Source organism: Microbulbifer mixtoriginis (SeqCode), from assembly GCF_052468275.1.
In genome coordinates, this window is the sequence record NZ_CP174341.1 from 565,045 (window position 1) to 584,617 (window position 19,573).

The 19,573-nt window shown below is 47.9% G+C and carries 19 protein-coding genes; 8 read left to right on the forward strand and 11 right to left on the reverse strand.

From position 1 onward, the window contains the following. Genes ACJJIC_RS02485 through ACJJIC_RS02505 form a run of 5 tightly spaced genes read left to right on the forward strand, consistent with a single transcriptional unit; the run spans nucleotide 1 to nucleotide 7,023 of the window. Nucleotides 1-999: an AAA family ATPase gene (locus ACJJIC_RS02485; protein WP_413663963.1), complete on the forward strand. Its 999-nt coding sequence runs from the start codon at nucleotides 1-3 to the stop codon at nucleotides 997-999. Between the two features lie 5 nt (nucleotides 1,000-1,004). Further along, a complete protein-coding gene (locus ACJJIC_RS02490) occupies nucleotides 1,005-1,907 on the forward strand; it encodes a DUF58 domain-containing protein (protein WP_445356383.1) in 903 nt (300 codons plus the stop codon). A 1-nt stretch (nucleotide 1,908) separates the two neighbouring features. After that, nucleotides 1,909-3,114, forward strand: coding sequence for an N-terminal double-transmembrane domain-containing protein (locus ACJJIC_RS02495; protein WP_445356384.1), 1,206 nt, complete (start codon nucleotides 1,909-1,911; stop codon nucleotides 3,112-3,114). Next, nucleotides 3,107-5,335 (forward strand): hypothetical protein, encoded by a 2,229-nt coding sequence (locus tag ACJJIC_RS02500; RefSeq protein WP_445356385.1) that lies wholly within the window; start codon nucleotides 3,107-3,109, stop codon nucleotides 5,333-5,335. The genes ACJJIC_RS02495 and ACJJIC_RS02500 overlap by 8 nt, the downstream gene beginning before the upstream one ends. Continuing rightward, nucleotides 5,332-7,023, forward strand: coding sequence for a hypothetical protein (locus tag ACJJIC_RS02505; RefSeq protein WP_445356386.1), 1,692 nt, complete (start codon nucleotides 5,332-5,334; stop codon nucleotides 7,021-7,023). The genes ACJJIC_RS02500 and ACJJIC_RS02505 overlap by 4 nt, the downstream gene beginning before the upstream one ends. On the opposite strand, the gene ACJJIC_RS02510 is transcribed toward ACJJIC_RS02505, so the two are convergent. Both ACJJIC_RS02510 and ACJJIC_RS02515 read right to left on the reverse strand, forming a co-directional pair. After that, nucleotides 7,015-7,575: a lipocalin family protein gene (locus ACJJIC_RS02510; protein ID WP_444910928.1), complete on the reverse strand. Its 561-nt coding sequence runs from the start codon at nucleotides 7,573-7,575 to the stop codon at nucleotides 7,015-7,017. The two genes, ACJJIC_RS02505 and ACJJIC_RS02510, sit on opposite strands and share 9 nt — an antisense overlap. A 139-nt stretch (nucleotides 7,576-7,714) precedes the next feature. Beyond that, nucleotides 7,715-8,491 (reverse strand): ferredoxin--NADP reductase, encoded by a 777-nt coding sequence (locus ACJJIC_RS02515; protein ID WP_444899372.1) that lies wholly within the window; start codon nucleotides 8,489-8,491, stop codon nucleotides 7,715-7,717. Nucleotides 8,492-8,615: 124 nt separating this feature from the next. On the opposite strand from ACJJIC_RS02515, the gene ACJJIC_RS02520 reads away from it, so the two are divergent. The 3 genes from ACJJIC_RS02520 (at nucleotide 8,616) to ACJJIC_RS02530 (ending at nucleotide 10,727) form a co-directional block, all read left to right on the forward strand. Continuing rightward, on the forward strand, nucleotides 8,616-9,503 hold the full coding sequence (locus ACJJIC_RS02520; RefSeq protein WP_252084054.1) for a LysR family transcriptional regulator: 888 nt from the start codon (nucleotides 8,616-8,618) through the stop codon (nucleotides 9,501-9,503). A 300-nt stretch (nucleotides 9,504-9,803) separates the two neighbouring features. Beyond that, nucleotides 9,804-10,301 (forward strand): hypothetical protein, encoded by a 498-nt coding sequence (locus ACJJIC_RS02525; protein ID WP_445356387.1) that lies wholly within the window; start codon nucleotides 9,804-9,806, stop codon nucleotides 10,299-10,301. A 27-nt stretch (nucleotides 10,302-10,328) separates the two neighbouring features. Further along, nucleotides 10,329-10,727 carry an ApeA family protein gene (locus ACJJIC_RS02530; RefSeq protein WP_444883332.1) on the forward strand — a complete coding sequence of 133 codons (399 nt, stop codon included), beginning with the start codon at nucleotides 10,329-10,331 and terminating at the stop codon, nucleotides 10,725-10,727. Nucleotides 10,728-10,779: 52 nt separating this feature from the next. On the opposite strand, the gene ACJJIC_RS02535 is transcribed toward ACJJIC_RS02530, so the two are convergent. The 9 genes from ACJJIC_RS02535 to ACJJIC_RS02575 are packed head-to-tail and all read right to left on the reverse strand — an operon-like array spanning nucleotide 10,780 to nucleotide 19,571. Next, the gene (locus ACJJIC_RS02535) at nucleotides 10,780-11,313 is read right to left on the reverse strand and encodes an acyloxyacyl hydrolase (protein WP_445356388.1); all 534 of its coding nucleotides are present in this window, start codon (nucleotides 11,311-11,313) and stop codon (nucleotides 10,780-10,782) included. A 32-nt stretch (nucleotides 11,314-11,345) separates the two neighbouring features. Continuing rightward, nucleotides 11,346-12,575, reverse strand: coding sequence for a beta-ketoacyl-ACP synthase (locus tag ACJJIC_RS02540; protein WP_445356389.1), 1,230 nt, complete (start codon nucleotides 12,573-12,575; stop codon nucleotides 11,346-11,348). Continuing rightward, complete coding sequence (gene fabG, locus ACJJIC_RS02545) at nucleotides 12,575-13,303, reverse strand: 3-oxoacyl-ACP reductase FabG (RefSeq protein ID WP_444883329.1); 729 nt, start codon at nucleotides 13,301-13,303, stop codon at nucleotides 12,575-12,577. The genes ACJJIC_RS02540 and fabG overlap by 1 nt, the downstream gene beginning before the upstream one ends. Continuing rightward, complete coding sequence (locus ACJJIC_RS02550) at nucleotides 13,304-13,750, reverse strand: hotdog family protein (RefSeq protein WP_444887675.1); 447 nt, start codon at nucleotides 13,748-13,750, stop codon at nucleotides 13,304-13,306. It abuts the gene before it with no gap. 5 nt (nucleotides 13,751-13,755) lie between these two features. After that, nucleotides 13,756-14,916: a beta-ketoacyl-ACP synthase gene (locus ACJJIC_RS02555; protein WP_444899377.1), complete on the reverse strand. Its 1,161-nt coding sequence runs from the start codon at nucleotides 14,914-14,916 to the stop codon at nucleotides 13,756-13,758. A 2-nt stretch (nucleotides 14,917-14,918) separates the two neighbouring features. Further along, entirely contained in the window at nucleotides 14,919-15,470 is a 552-nt protein-coding gene (locus ACJJIC_RS02560; protein WP_444883326.1) for an ApeN family LolB-like membrane protein, read from the reverse strand. Then, complete coding sequence (locus ACJJIC_RS02565; protein WP_445356390.1) at nucleotides 15,455-16,684, reverse strand: NAD(P)/FAD-dependent oxidoreductase; 1,230 nt, start codon at nucleotides 16,682-16,684, stop codon at nucleotides 15,455-15,457. The genes ACJJIC_RS02560 and ACJJIC_RS02565 overlap by 16 nt, the downstream gene beginning before the upstream one ends. Before the next feature lie 3 nt (nucleotides 16,685-16,687). Beyond that, the gene (locus ACJJIC_RS02570; RefSeq protein WP_445356391.1) at nucleotides 16,688-18,952 is read right to left on the reverse strand and encodes an MMPL family transporter; all 2,265 of its coding nucleotides are present in this window, start codon (nucleotides 18,950-18,952) and stop codon (nucleotides 16,688-16,690) included. Nucleotides 18,953-18,956: 4 nt separating this feature from the next. Further along, a complete protein-coding gene (locus tag ACJJIC_RS02575) occupies nucleotides 18,957-19,571 on the reverse strand; it encodes a LolA family protein (RefSeq protein ID WP_445359700.1) in 615 nt (204 codons plus the stop codon). Nucleotides 19,572-19,573: the final 2 nt, after the last annotated feature.

Consider the following 19,573-nt stretch of genomic DNA (forward strand, 5'->3'; position numbering starts at 1 on the left):
ATGCTGACCACCCTGGAAAATAGTATCGAACAACAACTGCACAGCCTCGACAATCTTCAACAGGAAATTGCGCGGGTGATTGTCGGCCAGAAACCTGTGGTGGAACAGATGCTGATCTGCCTGTTGGCCGGCGGCCACGCCCTACTCGAAGGGGTGCCGGGACTGGGTAAAACCCTGCTGGTAAAAACCCTCGCCGATGCCAGTGCGCTGGATTTTAAGCGGGTACAGTTCACCCCGGATTTAATGCCCGGAGATATTCTCGGCAGTGAGATCCTCGAAGAGGATCACAGCACCGGCAAGCGCTTTTTTAAATTCCAGCAGGGCCCGGTTTTCACCAATATCCTGCTCGCCGATGAAATTAACCGCACACCGCCGAAAACCCAGGCAGCCCTATTGGAATCCATGCAGGAAGGCTCGGTAACCGTGGGCGGTAAAACACTGAAATTGCCCGATCCTTATTTCGTACTGGCCACACAAAACCCCATCGAGCAGGCCGGCACCTATCCCCTGCCGGAAGCTCAGCTGGACCGCTTCCTGTTAAATATTCATATCGACTATCCCGATGAGCGGGATGAAGTTGAAATCCTGCGCTCCACCACCGGTGCCAGCAGGGTCAAACCCAGCCCCAGCCTGGATGCGGAGCAATTGCGCGAAATGCAGAAACTGGTGCGGGAAATTCATGTAAGCGACGATTTGTACCGCTACGTGGCGGCACTAGTGCGCGCTACCCGTATGGAAACCAGCGGCAGCGATACCCTGCAACAGTGGATCAAGTGGGGCGCCGGCCCTCGCGCGGGGCAGGCTCTGATTCTCGCCGCCAAGGCACGGGCCCTTTTGCAACGACGCCTCGCCGTCACCCGCGAGGATATCCGCAGCTTGTTACTGCCAGTGCTGCGCCACCGGGTGTTGCTCAGCTTCCAGGCCCAGGCCGATGGCGTGCAGATGCCACAGCTGATTGATGAATTACTGACGGCGGTGCCGGAACCGGGCCGGGACTGATCAGCGTGGAATACCTGTCCCCCAAAACCCTGGCCAGTTGTCGCGATCTGGTGTGGCTGTCGCGGCATGTCGCCGAGGGCGTAATGCTCGGTGTGCAACACAGCCAGCGCCGTGGCACCGGCCTGGAATTTCATCAATACCGAGGCTATCAAGCGGGTGATTCCATCCGCCATATCGACTGGAAACTGTTTGCCCGCAGTGATCGCTACTATGTGCGCGAGACCGAGCAGGAGAGCCGTATGCACGTATGCTTTGTGCTCGATACCAGCGCCTCCCTGAGCCAGGCAAGCTTTGTCGAGCCCAGCCTGAATAAACTGCATTACGCCAAGTGCTGGATTGCCAGCCTATGCTGGCTGCTCAACGCCCAGGGAGACAGCTATTCCCTATTGGCGTTTAACAGCCGTCGGACGGTTTATGTGCCCGAAGGCCAGGGCGAGAGCCACCAGCGTCAAATCGCTCTTCAGCTACAACAACTCGACGCCAGCGACCACTGGCCAGATCACACTCAACTGGCGCCACTGTGGCAATACTTTGAGCGGCCCTGTCAGGTGGTGTTACTGAGTGATTTTTTTCAACAGGGTAATGAGATCGGCGATTTTGCCGCACGCCTGCATGCCGCCGGCCGCCCCTGCCTGCCACTGCAATTGTTAATTGAGGCAGAACAGACTTTTCCTTTTGGCGGAGAGCTAAAGCTGCTCAATCCAGAAGTAAGCGCCAGTACTCCCGCTACTTTAGAAGTGGATGCCGAGCGGCAACGCCAGTCTTACCTGGATGCTTTTGCTCAAGCGCAGAGCGAGTTAAAAGCACGCTTTGCCACACAGGAGTGTTCACTGCAGACCGACCTTATCGAGCAGCCTGTGGAAAAGTCACTGCGGCAATTTATTCAACTGCACGGCAGGTTGTGCTGAGATGTTGTGGATAAATAACTTATTTCAATCCCCACAGTGGCTATGGCTATTCACAGCCCTGATTATCCCTGTCGCCATTCATTTGCTGCGCCGAAGTAATCCACAGCAGATCTCCTTTGCTGCGCTGCAATGGGTACAAAGATATTCACAGAGTCGCGCGCGCCGCCCTATTGTGGATAACAAGTGGTTGCTGCTATTGCGCCTGCTAATCGTCGCCCTGCTGGCAGGTTTATTGGCACAGCCGCTGATTAAACGGGAAATTTATCCCCAAAAGGGCGTGATACTGGTAGACCCCAGAATTGGGGCGGGCGAAGCGAATACATTTATCCACAATTCACTGCCGCAGCTTGTCGGGGAAGGTTATAAAGTGCTGTGGTTATCCCCAGAAACACCCTCAGTAACCTCACCACCACCACAAAATGTGGACCTGTGGAAAACTCTATCAGCACTATCACGCCGGGCGGATTTGCGCAGGGCTCATATCCTGTTGATAAACAACGGAGTTCCAGCATCCCACCAGGCACTAAGAGTCAGTCCCCATTGGCAGTGGCACGGCCTCAACAAAGCATCCACAGCTCCGAGCCAGGCATTACCGAGTATCGCTTTAATGGGCAAAGCGCCCAACTGGTGGGCGCCTGTGCTGGAAGACTGGCAAGGCAATATGCCGGGACTATCGGTGCATATTCAGGAACGAGAAGAGACACCCAGTGCCGAGCAGACAGATTGGCTGATCTACACAGGCCTCGCTCCCCTGCCACAAGCCGTGCTGGAATTTGTTACAGATGGGGGCCTGTTAATCACCGACAACAGTATCCCCCCTGCCGATAATCTCAACTTCGTTGCTGTGGATAACAGCCAGTCAGCTCAGGCGGCCTCAGTGGGACGGGGAAGTTGGCTGCGCTACGAAAGTGACTGGTATAGCGAGGCCTTTTATCGCCGCGCGGATTTACCTGAACGCTTATGGCAGCAGTGGTCTGGGCAAGACTGGGCTCTGCAACACCAAAATCGTGGCCACTGGTCTGCCAATAAAGTAGTGGCAGGCCTTCCTGTAGAAGACAGCGAGGTGGAAAACCGTCGTATTGAACAACTGCAACCCTGGTTAATTATCGCCCTACTGTTACTTCTGGCCTTTGAACGCCTAAATGCCCTATCTCGCCCCCCAGCCATCATGGCAATCGATAGTAATAGGGAGGCCGACCATGCATAAGCACCAGTCCACCCTTAACGCTGTGCGCAGGCGCTGGCAACTGACAGCCCTGCGGCCCTATCTCTGGCTTGCCACTGGCCTCAGCCTTCTGGCTAGCTTGGGCATTTTTGTATTCGGCTGGCCAGAGTGGCTATTGCTCGCCTGGCTCGGAATTATTGTTGTAGCAATTCTATTGGATCGCAGCTGGCGCCCAAGCCCTGAAAACCTATGTCGACAGTTGGATGGACAATATCCACAGCTGCAAGACAGCAGCCAGTTGCTTAGCCAACAGAAAACCAACCTAAGTCCATTGCAGCAATTACAGCGCACGCGTATCAAAACAGCGCTGCAACAACTGCTGGAAAGTGGCGACCGGTCGTCTTTCGGTCCAAAAAAACTCCGCAGTACCCTGACAAATGCATTCGGTGCCTGCCTGGGACTATTGTTATTTGTACTGGGCGATTCTCACTTCACCGGGGATAAAACTGAGACCACGCAACAAAATACAGCTATTCCCGTTGCCGATAAGCTCGCCATAACACGCGCGGCAACCCATATTCAGCCGCCCGCCTACACTGGGCTCACAGCCAACAACCAATCCCTACAAATCGATGTGCCGGAACAGTCTGCGGTCCAGTGGCAACTTGAATTGAATCAACCGGTGCAAGGGCTGGAAATGCTGGCCGAAACTGAGCGCTTCGCCTTTTCTCCACTAGGTGATCTACCCAGTAAAAAATGGCAATTACAACGCACGATCGCTAAAGCAGACTTTTACCAGCTCTCAGTGCAACTCGCGGAGAGCCAAATGCTATTGCCGGAAATTCATAATATTCGGGTGCAAAAAGACAGTGCCCCGGAGTTTACCTTTGAGGCACCCAGCTTGCGCGTCGATACCATTCAAGGGAGCGCTCAAAGTATTCCCGTGAAAGTAATCATTAATGATGATTACCAGGTGAGTTCTGCGGATTTATTGGTCACCCTCGCCAGCGGCACCGGGGAAAATTTACGCTTTCGCGAAGAGCGTATTGCTCTCACCAGTTTGCAATCCACTGCTTTATCAACAAGCCTCTCGGAAGATAAGAAAGCAGCTCGCTACGATTTCCTCCTGCCCATCCACCAGTTTTCCATGGAAGCGGGAGATGAACTCTACTGGTATCTGGAGGCCAGGGATAACCGCGAGCCCAGCGCCAACGTTGCCAAGAGCCAACACTTTATCTTGCGCTGGCCGCAAGAAGAGATTTTCGGGCTGAGTGACAGCGAGGGTATGGCGATTAAGATATTACCGGAGTACTTCCGCAGCCAACGCCAGCTGATTATTGACACCGAGGCCCTGCTAGCCGAGCGAGAGCAGCTGCATCCGCAGGAGTTTCGCAAACGCTCCGAGGGTTTAGCCTATGAACAGAATTTGCTGCGCATGCGCTACGGCCGCTTTCTCGGCGAAGAGGATTCGGAAGCGGAGCACTCTGGCGCAGAGAGCGAGAAGCACGATGATAAAGAGGAGTCCGAACACGGCCATAGCCACGATCATACAGAACAAGGTGAGCACCAGTCACATGGCGAAGAAAATGCCACTCCCTTTGCACAGCGAGACTCCCATTTCCAACAGGCAGAGCGCATAGCTGCTTCTGCCGGACACCGGCATGACAGCTCAGAGCATGCCACCCTGTTTGATCCCCAAACCAAGGAGCTACTGCGCAACGCGCTGAATGCTATGTGGAGTTCCTGGCGCGACCTGTCGGTTATAGAGCCCCAAGCCTCCCTGCCCCACCAGCACCGGGCTCTGCGGTTTATCAAGGAAGTACAGCAAGCTTCGCGTATTTACTTACAAAGAGTCGGCTTCGAGGCGCCCCCCATAGACGAAAGCCGCCGGCTTAGCGGTGAACGGGAAGACGTAGCGCCAGAAACCGTCGACAGTGCCTTTGAACAAAAACAAAGAGCACAGGTGCTCGCCCTAATGGCCCAGGTAAACGCTGGCGCCGAACTCGATACCGATCTGCTGGTGCAGATAAATGAGCTAGCCACAGAGCAATCATTAGATCTTGGCCTGGAGCTGTCGAAACAGCTGCGTTTATACCAGCAGCGCCACCAGAAACCGAATTGCATTGATTGCACAAACTCCCTAAATCAGCTGCTCTATCAGCTACTACCAGCACCGGAATCTGCACCTTCACTGCCTTTGCAAACTGAGGCCGACGGTCATTTCAGCCGTTGGCTACACCAGCAAGGGGAGAAATCATTGTGATTGATTTCTTGATACCCGGCCTGTGCCTGTTGGCCTGCTTAGCATCACTCGTACTATTGCGCCGCAGAGGTGCCAAGCCGTTCGACTATGGCCTGCAACTGGCGATTTGGTTGAGTGCCTGGATGCTCTGGCAGCCGCCGGCAATCATTCCCGCCGAGCGCAATATCTCTATCGACAGCAAACAACTGGCGAGCTCACATCCAATAAATCTCAATGGTGTGGAAAATATCTCCCTCAATGGGGAGCCACTCGGCCGCGACAAACTGCGAGACCTGGCACCAGTGCGCCTGGAGTTATCGAAGATCCAGGAATCTGATAACAGTTGGGAATTCGACTGGCAGCGGCGAATTACCCTGGGTGATCCTTTAAAGTTAAAGGTTCACAACAACCAGTCACTGACTGAAAACGTAAAAATTAGTCTGCTCAATCCCTACGGCCATATTGAAGACAGTCTTGAGCTGAAAGTAGGAGAAGCAATTCAGGCACAACTCACTGCCACCCCAAAAATCGCAGGCCCCCAGCTATACCGAGTACGGACGGAAAGCGAAGCCGGCGAAACCCATACAGATCCTTTACCCATCCTGGTGCGAGAACCGCTCCAACCCAAGTTGTTACTGTGGCTGACACGCCCCTCTTTTGAGACAGCCGCCCTCTCCCGCTGGCTGCGTCAATCCGGTGTAGCGGCACAGGTGATGACCCAGTTGGCACCTGAAATTAGTAGAAAAGAGACTCTCAACGGCCTTCCACTTACCGAGTCTGCGAATCTACTTACAAAGGAAAGTCCCTTCGATTTAGCCATTCTCGATAGCAGTTTGTGGGCACAACTCTCCTCTCAACAAAAGCATCAGCTCCGCGAGCTGGCCGCCACAAAGTCACTGTTATGGTTAGTCAGTGGCGATAGCTCTGAAGAGTTTCTCCAATACGCTGCAGCCCAATCCATGCCTCTGCAAAGGGGAGAAGCACCCCATTTACACTCCGGCTTTGGCTACCAAAAAACAGACAATCAGGAAACTCCCCCACTGCGTAACCTAGGCTTTATAGCCGTGCAGCCCAGCTCCAGTGACTTCTTACTGGATAATGAAGAAACTCCCCTTTTCTGGGGACGTTCCACCCAGACGCAGCACTTGGGTTTTATTCTATTTAGCGACAGCCACCGCTGGCTAACCAGTGGGTTTGCTACTGAATTCGCCAGCCTGTGGAAGTCGATAATTGATTACCAACTCAAGCATTTAGGTAGTCAGCCGCCAGTAACCCTCTCCAATAAGTTAGCGCGTGCAAAGGAGCGCACCACTCTATGCAGCCCACTTTTTTCTAATCAGAGACCAATATTATTAAGCTCTCAACCTGAGTCCCAACCCATTGACGGGATTGCTGTAAGTACTAATACCCAGGGCCAGTGTTACAGCTTCTGGCCACAGAGTTCTGGCTGGCATCAGCTTAAGACTGATATGGATGGGGAGCCGGTATTATACTTCTATGTCTTTGCTAAACAGGACTGGCCCAAGTGGCAACGGTCCCTAAATGCCAGGGAGACCCGACAAATGGCCGCCGCACGCTTGGGGCCAGTTGATAATCGTTATTCAGGCAAAATGCCTATTGAGCGCCAATGGCCGGCTTTGATTTTGCTGTTATTGGTCTGCACAAGCTGGTGGAGGGAGCGCAGAATTTTGAACAGACCCTTATCTTGAAGACTGCGCGGAGGGTTTATTACCCGGCTGCGCCTCCTGCTTGGGGAAAATCAGCTGGTCGACGGGATAACCCATCGCCTTAGCTTTCTGTAAAAACCGCTCCAGAACATCCTTGGGCATAGTCGGGGTGCGGGACAAGATCCACAGATAGGATTTGTTATAGCCGGAAACCATCGCATATTGATAATCGCCTGCCAGGGCAATCACGATATAGGAAGAATAAAAGGGCCCAAGGAAAGAAACTTTCAAGTGTCCTACATCTTTTGCACCAACAAACTCGGCCTTCCCTCTCGCCAATTGCCAATCATCACGCGCTTGTGAATAACCGGTATTCACCACTGCGACAGAACCATCGGGGTTGAGGCTGTAGTCCGCCGTTACCAGGGTTAGACCCCGCTCGAAAGAGTGGTCCAAGCGGGCTATCTCATACCAGTGGCCTAAATAGCGCTGCAGCTGGAAATTCTGTACGGGCTCAACCCCCTCCGGCACCCGTGTACAGGCGCCTAGCCACAGAAAGGAAAACAGTAGTATTCCCAGGGAAAACCGCTTCATCTAGCCACTCCCAGCAAATTCACCCTCGAATCAAAATAGAAGGCAAGGGTTTCACAAGGTCAGGATAGTTTCGAGCGTTTGTATTTCACCCATAAAAAAACCACCGCGTGGGTGGTTTTTCATCGCTGGACTGGCCAACTTATTTTTCGACGAAAGCGCGCTCAATCACATACTCGTGAGGCACGCCTGCGCGGGTCTCCTTGAATCCCCAGTCATCTAGGATATTGGTGAGATCCTTCAGCATTGCCGGGCTACCGCACAGCATAAAGCGATCTTCTTCAACATTCGGCTTGGGCACATCCAGATCTGTAAAAAGTTTTCCGGACAACATTAAGTCGGTCAGGCGGCCGGTATTACGATAAGGCTCACGGGTCACAGTAGGGTAGTAGAGCAGCTGCTCACGCACCATCTCACCAAAGTACTCATGCTCAGGTAGCTCATTCTCGATCTGCTCCTGATAGGCCAGCTCAGAGACATAGCGCACCCCGTGGGTAAGGATTACCTGGTCGAAACGCTCGTAGACAGTAGGATCTTTAATAATGCTCATGAAAGGTGCCAAACCGGTACCCGTAGACAGCAACCAAAGGCGCTTGCCAGGTAACAGGTGATCCGCAACCAAAGTACCGGTGGGCTTCTGGCTCACATAGATCTCATCACCCGGCACAATCTTCTGCAGACGAGAAGTCAGGGGTCCATCGGGTACCTTGATGCTGAAGAATTCGAGCTCATCTTCGTAGTTGGCACTGGCAATGGAGTAGGCACGCAGCAGTGGACGGCCGTTGTCCTGCTGCAGACCGATCATCGTGAAATGTCCGTTCTCAAAGCGAAAACCCGAATCTCGGGTGGTCTTAAAGCTAAACAGCGTGTCGTTCCAGTGATGGACATCCAACACCTTCTCTATATTCAATTTGGACATAAACTTAAAACCGGTTATTCCACGAATCTCTTGATAGTTGAATTTTAGCTCTGGAAGATCTATTGGCAAAGTGGGATATTTCGATATTCCTTATCTATTTTAACGATTAAGTGGAGAATTCCCTTTGCGCTATACCTTGCGCCAACTGGAGGTATTCCTGGCCTGTGCCCACCACGAGAATGTGAGCCGCGCGGCAGAGAGCCTGAGCATGTCCCAGTCTGCCGCCTCCACCGCCCTAAAAGAGTTCGAACAACAGTTTGAGCTGCGCTTATTCGAGCGCACCGGCAAGCGCCTGCGCCTGAATGAGCTGGGTAGGCAACTATGGCCCAAGGCGGAGGAACTGCTGGAACGGGCACAGGAATTAGAACAGAGCCTCGCCAGTCATCGCGATCTGGGGCGCCTAAAAATAGGGGCAACCCTAACTATTGGCAATTACCTGGCAGCGAATGTAATGGCGCGATACATGGAAGAGCAACCCGGCACACGAGTGGAGCTGGAAGTCGCCAATACCTCGGCAATTACAGAGCGGGTGCTCAACTTTGAGTTAGACCTTGGGCTTATTGAGGGTGAATTTAATCACCCAGATCTGGAAATGATTCCCTGGCGCAGTGATGAATTGGTCGTCTTTTGCGCCCCCTCTCATCCCCTCGCCAAACGCAAGCGCCTGACAGACAGAGATCTGCTCAAAGCCACCTGGATTACCCGGGAGCCCGGTTCCGGTACACGTCAGACTTTTGAGCGTGCAATGGTCGGACTACTACCAAAACTCCATATTTTGTTGGAGCTTCAACATACAGAGGCCATTAAGCGAGCGGTGGAAGCTGGGCTCGGTATCAGCTGCCTATCTAGAGTCTCTTTAGCTGATGCCCTGAAGCGGGGCTCATTAATCGAATTGCCGGTATCACAGAGAAATTTTCACAGAGAATTTTATTTCGCCCTACATCGACAAAAATATAGAAGTGCGGGGATTGAGCGATGGTTGGAGTTATGCCAATCCATCGAAATCAATTAAATGAACCCTCAATGAGATTTAGTTTTCCGAGCACTACGGTATCAACTGCTAAATTTTAGCTTTTGACGGCAATATACATTTGTCAGTGTCGAGAAATTTAAAGATGACTGATGGGTATAAAATGAATTTTGAGTTCCGTTATATTACTTTTCAGTGAAAAATCATCTGTCCTAAAGTTCGTTTAACCACTATTGTCAGGCTTTCTTATCTGGTAAATTATCGCGCATAAAAATTCGACAATTTATCAATTTGGCTACATCTGTATACTTCCTGGCAGTTGTAATATTTCTTTGAGGCAATATGAATATCAGCGGATTTAAAGTCGTACTAGCTGGTACAATTTTAAGTATCTCTTCTTTAGCAATGGCAAAAGATGTCATTAAGATCAATTCAGCAGCTCACTATCATGATGAGAAAGTAATTGCTGCCAATATACTTAGTGAATGCCCGAATCTCGGCTCGCAGTTTTCTAATTCGACCCATAAGTTTCTTAGTAAATATGGATACTATATCTCTTCAACGTCTGAACTAAATCCTCAGTCAGAGGGCTATATTCTCAAACTAAGTATTCTAAATGCCCTGAGTTCTGGTAACGCTTGGTTAGGACATAGAAAGTCGGTATCTATTGAGGCGGAACTTTACAATAATGGAAAATTAGTAGACAGTTTTACTAATACTAGAAATTCTAGCGGTGGATTTGGTGCAAATTTTAAAAACTCTTGCCAAGTACTCCAACGCTGTGTTCATACACTTGGTAATGATGTAGCGAAGTGGATGAAGAAAAACCACGAAATTTGATCCTAAAACTACCAACAGGATATTTAAATGAAAAATTTTAAGAAAATATTGTTCTCTGCGGCTTTTGCATTAACTCTCGCTGGCTGCACCAGTAATCCAGTCATGAATATCCAAGAAAGAAGTATTCCTGACCGCCTTGATGGTTCTGCACAAACTCAGGATACCATTAAAAAATCAATTATCGCGGGATGTATAGCAAGAAACTGGACTTGTCGTGAGGTCGCCCCTGGACAAATAATCGCTTCAATTAATGTTCGCAAACATCACGCTGAGGCAGATATCAAATACGATATGGATAATTATAGTATTACTTATAAAGATAGCGACCTGCTTGATTACAATGAAAAATACTATACTATCCACAGAAATTACAATCGCTGGGTACGTAACTTGAATGATGCGATTATTAAGCAGTTATCAATTTAAAGCTTAAGCATTCTCCCAATGATACCTATCATTGGGAGAATACGAGTATTTTTTAAAGTCTTATGCCAACATTTAAGACAAATGGCATATCTATACCATCATTTTCATCAAACAAATTAGCATTTGAAAAGTGCTTCCAAGATACCATTAGTACCAGATCCTCCTTTTTCCTCCAGTTAATTCTTGCGCCATAACCCACCTGCGCCTGAAAAGAAAAGTTGTTCTCTTGGCGTCGATCGCCTAAATAGTTACTGGATATATAACTGGGGCCCAATGCTCGAACAAAGAAAAAGGGTTGCCCCCAACTTCTTTGCCTTGGGTACAAATTTAACTGCGGGTAAATGGAAAAAGCCCTTATGCGTTTATTTTCATCCGCACTAGTACTAATTTCTGTGTAACTTACACCTATATCAATATGCTGCCGATAACTCTTTTCAAACGTTTTAAAGGAGTAGTCTAAGCCAAAGGTCTTGTTATTTTGTTTTGAATCCGGCTGTGGTCCACCACCAAAACTTAACAACAATTCGTCAGCTAATACTGGCTGAGCTAAGAAAATTATTGAAACTACAGCCAGTATCCACTTCATCTGCTATCCCTTATTTAAAGGTCACTCATCTATTAATTAAGAATTTTTTTAAATATTAATGAAGTATTAATTCCACCAAAGGCGAAATTATTACTCATGACATATTCTGTATCGATGTGCTTGCCGGGGCCTTGGATAAATTCCAAGTCCGCACAATCAGCATCAACTTCTGCCAAATTCATTGTGGGATGGAACCAACCATTGCGCATCATCTGGATACTTGTCCAAGCTTCCAAAGCGCCGCAGGCACCTAGAGTATGGCCGGTATAACTCTTGAGGGAACTGATAGGCACAGCACGACCAAACGCATTGCGAGTCGCATGGCTCTCGGCGATATCTCCTCGGTCCGTGGCAGTACCATGTGCGCTGACATAACCTATCTCACTAGCATCTACGCCAGATTGAGCTATAGCTTGCTCCAGAGCCACCTGCATAGTCCCCGACTGGGGTTGAGTAACATGGCTACCGTCAGAATTTGTACCAAAGCCAACAACTTCCGCATAAATTCTGGCTCCACGTGCAACAGCATGCTCATACTCCTCCAGAATCAGCGTGCCAGCACCTTCACCGATCACCAAACCATCCCGGTTTCTATCAAAGGGACGCGGGGTCGCTTCAGGAGTATCATTTTTTGTGGAGGTAGCATAAAGCGTATCGAAAACTGCTGCCTCAGTTGCACACAGCTCCTCTGCACCACCGGCGACCATAATAGTTTGGCTACCATTGCGGATCGCTTCATAGGCATACCCAATTCCCTGGCTGCCAGAAGTACAAGCAGAGCTGGTGGTGTAAACCCGCCCACACAAGCCAAAAAATACTCCGATATTGACCGCTGCCGTATGAGACATCATTTTTATATAGCTGGTGGCATTCAGCCCATCAGTACGATGATTTAGTAGCATATTGCCAAAATCAGCGATAGCAGCGGGAGTTCCCGCAGAGGAGCCATAGGCGACACCGACAGCTCCACTTTTGAGAATGGGGTCATCCAACAATCCCGCATCCTGAAGAGCAATTTCACTGGCGCGAACCGCCATTAATGAGACGCGCCCCATGCTGCGAACGCGTTTGCGATTGTAATGAGATGGCTTTTCAAAATCTTTTACTGGGGCACCAAGGCGAGTTTCAAGTCCCTCATACTTGTCCCAGTCCTCCATATAAACAATTCCGGAACGACGGCTCTGCAAAGACTCACTAACCGACTCCCAATCTTGGCCGATAGGAGATATTCCGGCCATTCCTGTAACAACAACACGCTTCATTAGCAGAGACCACCATTTACGGAAATAACTTGACGGGTAATGTAAGCAGCCCGCTCATGCATTAAAAAGGCTACAGTCGCTGCGACTTCTTCAGGCTTGCCCATTCTGCGGGCTGGAACCATTTTTAAAATGTCTTCAACCGGCAAATCTTCATCCAGCATATCGGTATCAATAAGACCCGGAGCAACACAATTAACGGTGATTTTTCGTTTCGCCAGCTCCAGTGCGAGCGCTTTACTCGCACCAATCAAACCAGCTTTAGACGCGGAATAGTTTACCTGTCCTCGATTTCCAGCGACGCCAGAGACCGAAGTCATCACAACTATTCGACCGGGAGCACGGCGTCTAACCATGGGCATAGTCAGGGGATGCAAGACGTTGTAGAAACCATCCAGATTTGTGTGAACGACTGAATCCCAATCCTCGGCAGGCATTGCGGGAAAAGCATTGTCAGCAGTTACACCTGCATTGCATACAACCCCATAGTAACAACCGTGTTCATCGACATCTTCTAGCAAAACATCTTTAGTTTGGTTCCGATCAGAAATATCAAACTGAAGAATTCTACTTTTACTTCCTAGCTTGGCAATTTCCTCTGCAACCTCTTCAGCTTGGTCACGGCGGCTACGGCAATGTAAAACGATATTATAACCATCTTCAGCTAACTGAAGGGCAATTGCCCGACCTATACCACGGCTTGAACCCGTAACTAAAATCCACTCAGACATTTAATTTCTACCCTTCAAATACTGTTCCACGTTGTCCGGTTGATATACATTTAACCGCGCGCTTTGCTCGATGGAGGGGCCCTTTATTACACACTCAAATGTCGCCATGCCATTCTCAGCCTGCAACAAACGCTGGACTTCAATCGTCAGTTCATCGCCACAGCGATAACTTTCAACATTTGACACAAATTTACGGGTACCCAATAAAAAGCCCAGGCGAACCTCTTCGCCCCGTTCCTTGGCGTGGTAACCGGAAAATGCCGCTATTGACTGGGCCATATACTCAATTCCCACATAGGCGGGAACACGACCATTGCGAGAAAAAATTCCATCATCTCGGACCCGCAATTTTGCCAGCAGTTGTTCCTCATCTACTGAAACTACTTCATCGAGAAGTGACATATTTCCACTGTGTGGAACCAATTCTCCAGCAGTATATTTTTGCATATATTTTACCTCTGACTGCCCATAATTACCGAGCAGTTACTCCCACCAAACGCGAAGGAGTTACTCATTACGTAGCGCAATCCTCCAGCAGCTTCTTGGCCCTGGCAAAGGTTCAGCCGCACAATCTCTGGATCATAATGCCCATCATACTGATGGGGGGGGAGTTGATCATTTTGCAGGGCAAGCCAGCAAAAGGCCGCTTCAAGTGCACCAGCAGCTCCCAATGTGTGCCCGGTTAAAGGTTTAGTGGAAGAGCAAGGCAGTTGGCTTCCAAACACCCTTTCAACGGCTAAAGCCTCCATAGAGTCATTTTGTGGTGTGCCCGTACCATGGAGATTTAGATAATCAATATCGGTTGCATCCAAGCTCGCATTTTCCAGTGCTCTGCGCATACAGGCCTCTGCACCGCGCCCCTCTGGATCTGGAGCCGACATATGGTGGGCATCAGACGTGGCAGCAACACCGGATAGAATCACAGGCCCAGGTTCTTTGGTCATCACAAATATTGCGCCAGCTTCCCCAAGATTAATACCATCCCGATTAACGCTGAAGGGGTTGGTCTGGCCCGCACTAAGTGCCCCCAGGCTATGAAAGCCACGAATCGTCATGCCACAAAGAGAATCCACACCACCAACAACCACAGCATCACAAACATTGGTAGAGAGAAGGCGCCGGGCACTGGCAAGGGCATTCGCACTGGATGAACACGCTGTAGAAACTGTAAGTTGTACGCCTTGCACACCCAGATACTTTGCGACAAAAGTACTAAGTCCTGCCATTTGCTGTTGAAGCCGGTAATTGTAACCAGTGTCTTTTTTACCACTGAGGTAAGATTCACCAGAATCGATCCCAGAAGTTGAAGTTCCCATAACTACTCCAACTCGGCTTGTACCATATCTTTCAACAAGACTACCGATCTCTGATTCGATTTGGCCCAGTGCAGCCAAAGCCAGCTGATTATTACGGCAGTGATAGGCTTGTAGCGAACTCGGTAATTCTGGCAACTTCTCCTGCACAATACCCAGGTTTCCCTGATAGTTTAATAATCGGTTTTCATCCGGTCGCATAAAAGAGCTATCACCGCTAAAAAGGGGTTTAGCTACCGATTCAGCAGAATTTCCCAGGGTACAGATGATGCCCATATGATTAAGATAGAAATTAGTCATACCTAAAAATTCCTGATGCTTAACCTGTAACCAAGTCGTTTGTGCTCAAGCTCAACCTGTGCTTCCCAAATATCATTAGTACTGTAGCGCGCCTCTGTACTTATTTCTCCATTGTGGAAGAGCTGACGGATATAATCCCCCTCAACTATGGACTCTTGCAACTTCCACCCAACAGGTAATTGTTTCTGCAGCTGAGTAACTGGCCAATATACAAACTGAATGTCTGCTAACAGTTTTTCAGGTGGCAGACTTGCCGCTCTACGCATGTAGTGATGAGTGCTGATCTCATTACCATCATATGCAATATCTAACAAACTCATACCTTCAGGGCTGAGAAGCGAAACCCTCATGTTCTCTGAAGAGAGCAAGGTGGCCGCAATCACTTCGTACACATTGTTTTGATAAACAATACGCAAATGTTGATTCATCTGACGCGGTTGCTCAGCTAAAAGAGGCGCCAAAGACCAGCCTTCAGACTTATCTTTTTCTACCCTAGGGGAAATACAACCCACCAGAGTAAAGATACTAAAATAAAGCACTAACCAGCGGAGCATATTTCCACCAGTGTATTCAATCTACGCTCTGCAGCAGCAACAAAAGGATTTTTCTTATCCCAGGCATAACCTGCCAATATTGAGCAAATCATTCCTTTAATTTCTTTTTGCTCAGTCTGATAAAAAATCACATCCTGAAAACGACCATCATACCAAGCCTTTACATACGTTTTAAAAACTTCAACACCCTGCTTTAAAGGCACAGAAAACTCTTTGTCCCAATCAACGCTCTCTCCAGAGAGTTGACGGTGTAAACATTCAGCGGCTAACTCTGCAGACTTCATTGCGATGGTAACGCCTGAAGAAAATACTGGATCAAGGAATTCACCAGCATTTCCCAAAAGAGCAAAGCCTGGACCTGCCAGCTTAGTTACATTGCTCGAATATCCACGAATACGTTGAATCTCGGTATCAAATTTTGCGTTGTATAAAGTTTTTGCCAGCTCTGGTGCGGCCGAAATAGCACCTTTCAGGATCTGTTCTGGATCCTGTCCCCAAGCCGCGATCTTTTCCTTCTCACCAACAACGCCAACAGAAGCTCTGCCATCGGCGAAAGGTATCAACCAATACCAAATATCTCTCTCATTGGGATTGACTGTGATAAGTATTTTATCTCTGTCAAAATTACTATCAGTAATATTGTCCTCTACATGTGTGAATACTGATTCACGTACAGGAAACTCTGACGGACGATTCAGGTCCAGTAATCTTGGTAGAACTCGTCCAAAACCACTTGCATCCAGAACAAAACGGCCCTGGAAAGCAAGCTCTTCACCATTGTGTTCTGCAATCAGTTCCGCACCATTTTCGGCAATATCAGCTGATACAATAGAATGACGATAATAAATTTTTACTCCCTGGCGCTCAGCTTCATCGGCCAGTATTTTGTCAAACTTGGCTCGCTGTACCTGGAAAGTTGTACCATGCCCTGGTGTGAATTTTTCACGAAAGTCAAATGAGGTACGGGCACCATCCCATTCAAAAGCAGCACCATTTTTAAATTGGAAGCCTGCGGATTTTACTGCCTCCAACATATCTGCGTTTTCAAGAGATTCCATACACTGTGCCAGCAAACTCTCGCCGATAGAGAAGCGAGGGAACATCTCTCGCTCAACGATCGATACACTCCAGCCATTTTTAGCCAACAAAACACCGGCTACAGCTCCAGCAGGTCCGGCACCAATAATAACAACGTCAGACTTAATTTCTTTCATTGGCTAATATCCCTTACCCCGTGTACAAAAAAATAGAAATGCCAACAACAAAGTTAATACTGTGCCCACAGCCAGGACTAACCCAAAATTTGCAATCGCCGGTGTGCCAGACAATGCTAGCAAACCAAACCCTAAAAAAGTTGTTAACCCAGCCATAGCTATCGCCAGCAGGGTATAATGCTGCTCTGCTTTCCGGCTCGTATGGCTAAATATTGCGTAATCTATACCAATTCCAAAGACAAGCAATAAAGCCGCAACATGAAATAGATTAATTGCTGATCCCTGTAAAATCACTATCGCCAGGGTGCCTAGTACTGCGCTGGATGGAAGTGCAACTATACTTAAGGCTTGTTTTATTCCTGTTTTAGTTGCCGTCACTAAAAATACAACAATGAATATTAATGGTAGTAATTGCAGCAACAGATCACGTTGTTGTGACATCACATTAGAGATACTTCTGGTAGTATCGACATAGGTTACTCCAGGCAGTAACTCTAAAGATGACAAATCTTCTGTTAAGCCATAAATACGAACCACAGAATAACAGTGATTATTTTCACAACCCAGCCATAGTCCTTTATATTGCCGACCTGCAACTGGCAACCATTCAGAGAAGTTAAAGGTATTGAATGGCTGTATTTTAGATTTTAACTGTTGATTAATATCTTGTGCAGAATAACCCAATTGCTGATAAAAAGACCTGACAGCATCCCCACTATAAAACTTCGACAATAACATCCAGTCAGCTTCTTGAACCTCTTCTGGAGGTATCCGGTTGGTTACCCCCTGAAAACCACTAATAATTTCCTTTTCTACTAAATAGTCCAGTTGATTTCTAAGTTCCCATTCCCGTGTTAATACTTGTTGCTCATCTTCACCAAAAACCAGAAAGTAACGGGAGTCTGGCCGGGATCTAATCAGAGAATTTAGATCTATTTCATCTTGTGTAAGAAATTCTGGAGGCTGGTAAAACAGTTTTAGGTTATCATTAAATTGAATTTTCTGAAGTGCCGCAGCTCCAAAAATCAACAGCCCAACCAATGGGAACAGGTAGTACCTAATATTGAGTTTAGGAAACTGACTGGAAAACGATAAAGGCCTATGCTTAATATTAATCCAGCCTGGAAATAACAGGATTACAGTCAACCAAGCCCCTATTAAACCACAGCCGACAAAAACCCCTATTTGTTGTAAAAGCGGAAAAGGTGTTAATGCAAGAGAGAAAAATGCCAAGCAGCTTGATATCAAGCCCAACAATAGCCCAGGTAAAATATCCTTATCTTTTGGCTTGCCAAGCCTCAATCTATTACAAATAAAGTGAAATGCGTAATCGATTGCCAATCCAGAAACCGTCGTACCAAATACAAAAGCCAGTATATGAATTTGGCCCAAAATGATAATGACGCCAGATATGCCACTGGCCACGCCACATAGAATTGCGAATGTACAAGCTAGTAGAGGTTTTAATGAGCGAAAGACAACAATACATAGACAGCAAATAGCAAGGATCGAAAGGGAGCCAATCAGGCGTATTTCATCCTGTGCCATAGCAGCAGCATACTCTGTATGCAGGGGGGCTCCAGCTACCAGCAGCGAATAACCATTTTTTTGAGCCCATTGCTTTAATTCTGACTGTAAAGAAAGAAGTGATATATCGCTCTCTCCAGTCAAATCAACTGGTGCGGCCAGCGTATAAAGCAGGGTAAAAACTTTATGTCCTTCTGTATGTACCGGAATTCCATCAAAGACTTGTGGAGTAACTCCAATATCAGCGGTAAAGTAATTGCGAAAAGTTGAGAAAGTATCTTTCTCCAAATCGATTCCAGCGCCGTCAGGCCCGTATAATTTACTCAATTGACGCTGTATAAGTTCCTCTGGCGTAGCGTCTAATAACGCCCTATCTTCAAGGCTGAGTAGCTGTTGGCGCAGAGGAAAGAGCAGCTCCCACTCCTCTTTATAGCTTTCAGAATCGGTCCAACGATATTCAACAGACTCTAAAGATTTAGCGGCCTTTAGTTTCTGCGCCAACTCTTGGGTATGCCTGGCCAGACGTTGTGATTCTTTTCCTTCAGAAACTAAAACCCAAATTAAACTTCCCTGTAATTGCTGACTGACTTTTTTCTGGATGCCAGCACTACTTACCGAGTCGGAGTTATTATCAGCTAATAACAAAATATCTGTTTGCAGCCAGCTGGATTGATAGCGTAATACAGTTATCCCAAGAATTACACTAACAAAGGAAAGCCAAATAACAACTCGACGTGACATGAGATTATTTCTGGTTATCTTCTGAGAATTCACTCAGTAGTTGACTGTTATTAGCTTCAACTGAATGTAAATTCATAATATCTATTTCAGTAATTGCCATGTTGGCTTCAGCTAGTACTATTTTCCGAATCTTTTTGTCTCCCACGACTTCTATCGATTCAATAACCTTTCTAAAAGCCTCTTGTTTGGGAATTAAGTTAATTCGCCATTGCTCTTCTGCGATCTGTGGTCCCACCGTAAAAGTCTGATCCAGTTCGCTAAAATCACCACTGATAATCTTTAATAGAGGATCAGCCACATGATTTCCTACAATATTGCTATTGACCCGATTTCCGGAATCAGCATCATCTAGCTTAAATATTCGATGGGATTCTATTGGATTCTCTATTCGCCAGCTTAATCCTAACTCTTCAGAAATAGCCAGGATGCCTGAAGAAACCAGAGGCCTGGGCAACTGGGGCAGCCTCTTTGTCTGGGAAAAAGTGCCAAGCATCTGTGGAGATGACACAATATTTTTCTCTATCTCCCGCAAAACCGCCTGCTGCTCTGAAGTCAAAGCAGAAGTTACTGTGGGAAATAGAAAGCAAATAAAAAATAAAACCAAGCGCTTGGCAGTCATCA

Bases quoted from the DNA above. Each gene is read 5' to 3' on its own strand.
- ACJJIC_RS02485 (WP_413663963.1), top strand. From the start codon at position 1: ATGCTGACCACCCTGGAAAATAGTATCGAACAACAACTGCACAGCCTC.
- ACJJIC_RS02495 (WP_445356384.1), top strand. From the start codon at position 1,909: ATGTTGTGGATAAATAACTTATTTCAATCCCCACAGTGGCTATGGCTA.
- ACJJIC_RS02500 (WP_445356385.1), top strand. From the start codon at position 3,107: ATGCATAAGCACCAGTCCACCCTTAACGCTGTGCGCAGGCGCTGGCAA.
- ACJJIC_RS02510 (WP_444910928.1), bottom strand. From the start codon at position 7,575: ATGAAGCGGTTTTCCCTGGGAATACTACTGTTTTCCTTTCTGTGGCTA.
- ACJJIC_RS02515 (WP_444899372.1), bottom strand. From the start codon at position 8,491: ATGTCCAAATTGAATATAGAGAAGGTGTTGGATGTCCATCACTGGAAC.
- ACJJIC_RS02525 (WP_445356387.1), top strand. From the start codon at position 9,804: ATGAATATCAGCGGATTTAAAGTCGTACTAGCTGGTACAATTTTAAGT.
- ACJJIC_RS02530 (WP_444883332.1), top strand. From the start codon at position 10,329: ATGAAAAATTTTAAGAAAATATTGTTCTCTGCGGCTTTTGCATTAACT.
- ACJJIC_RS02535 (WP_445356388.1), bottom strand. From the start codon at position 11,313: ATGAAGTGGATACTGGCTGTAGTTTCAATAATTTTCTTAGCTCAGCCA.
- ACJJIC_RS02540 (WP_445356389.1), bottom strand. From the start codon at position 12,575: ATGAAGCGTGTTGTTGTTACAGGAATGGCCGGAATATCTCCTATCGGC.
- fabG (WP_444883329.1), bottom strand. From the start codon at position 13,303: ATGTCTGAGTGGATTTTAGTTACGGGTTCAAGCCGTGGTATAGGTCGG.
- ACJJIC_RS02550 (WP_444887675.1), bottom strand. From the start codon at position 13,750: ATGCAAAAATATACTGCTGGAGAATTGGTTCCACACAGTGGAAATATG.
- ACJJIC_RS02555 (WP_444899377.1), bottom strand. From the start codon at position 14,916: ATGACTAATTTCTATCTTAATCATATGGGCATCATCTGTACCCTGGGA.
- ACJJIC_RS02560 (WP_444883326.1), bottom strand. From the start codon at position 15,470: ATGCTCCGCTGGTTAGTGCTTTATTTTAGTATCTTTACTCTGGTGGGT.
- ACJJIC_RS02565 (WP_445356390.1), bottom strand. From the start codon at position 16,684: ATGAAAGAAATTAAGTCTGACGTTGTTATTATTGGTGCCGGACCTGCT.
- ACJJIC_RS02570 (WP_445356391.1), bottom strand. From the start codon at position 18,952: ATGTCACGTCGAGTTGTTATTTGGCTTTCCTTTGTTAGTGTAATTCTT.
- ACJJIC_RS02575 (WP_445359700.1), bottom strand. From the start codon at position 19,571: ATGACTGCCAAGCGCTTGGTTTTATTTTTTATTTGCTTTCTATTTCCC.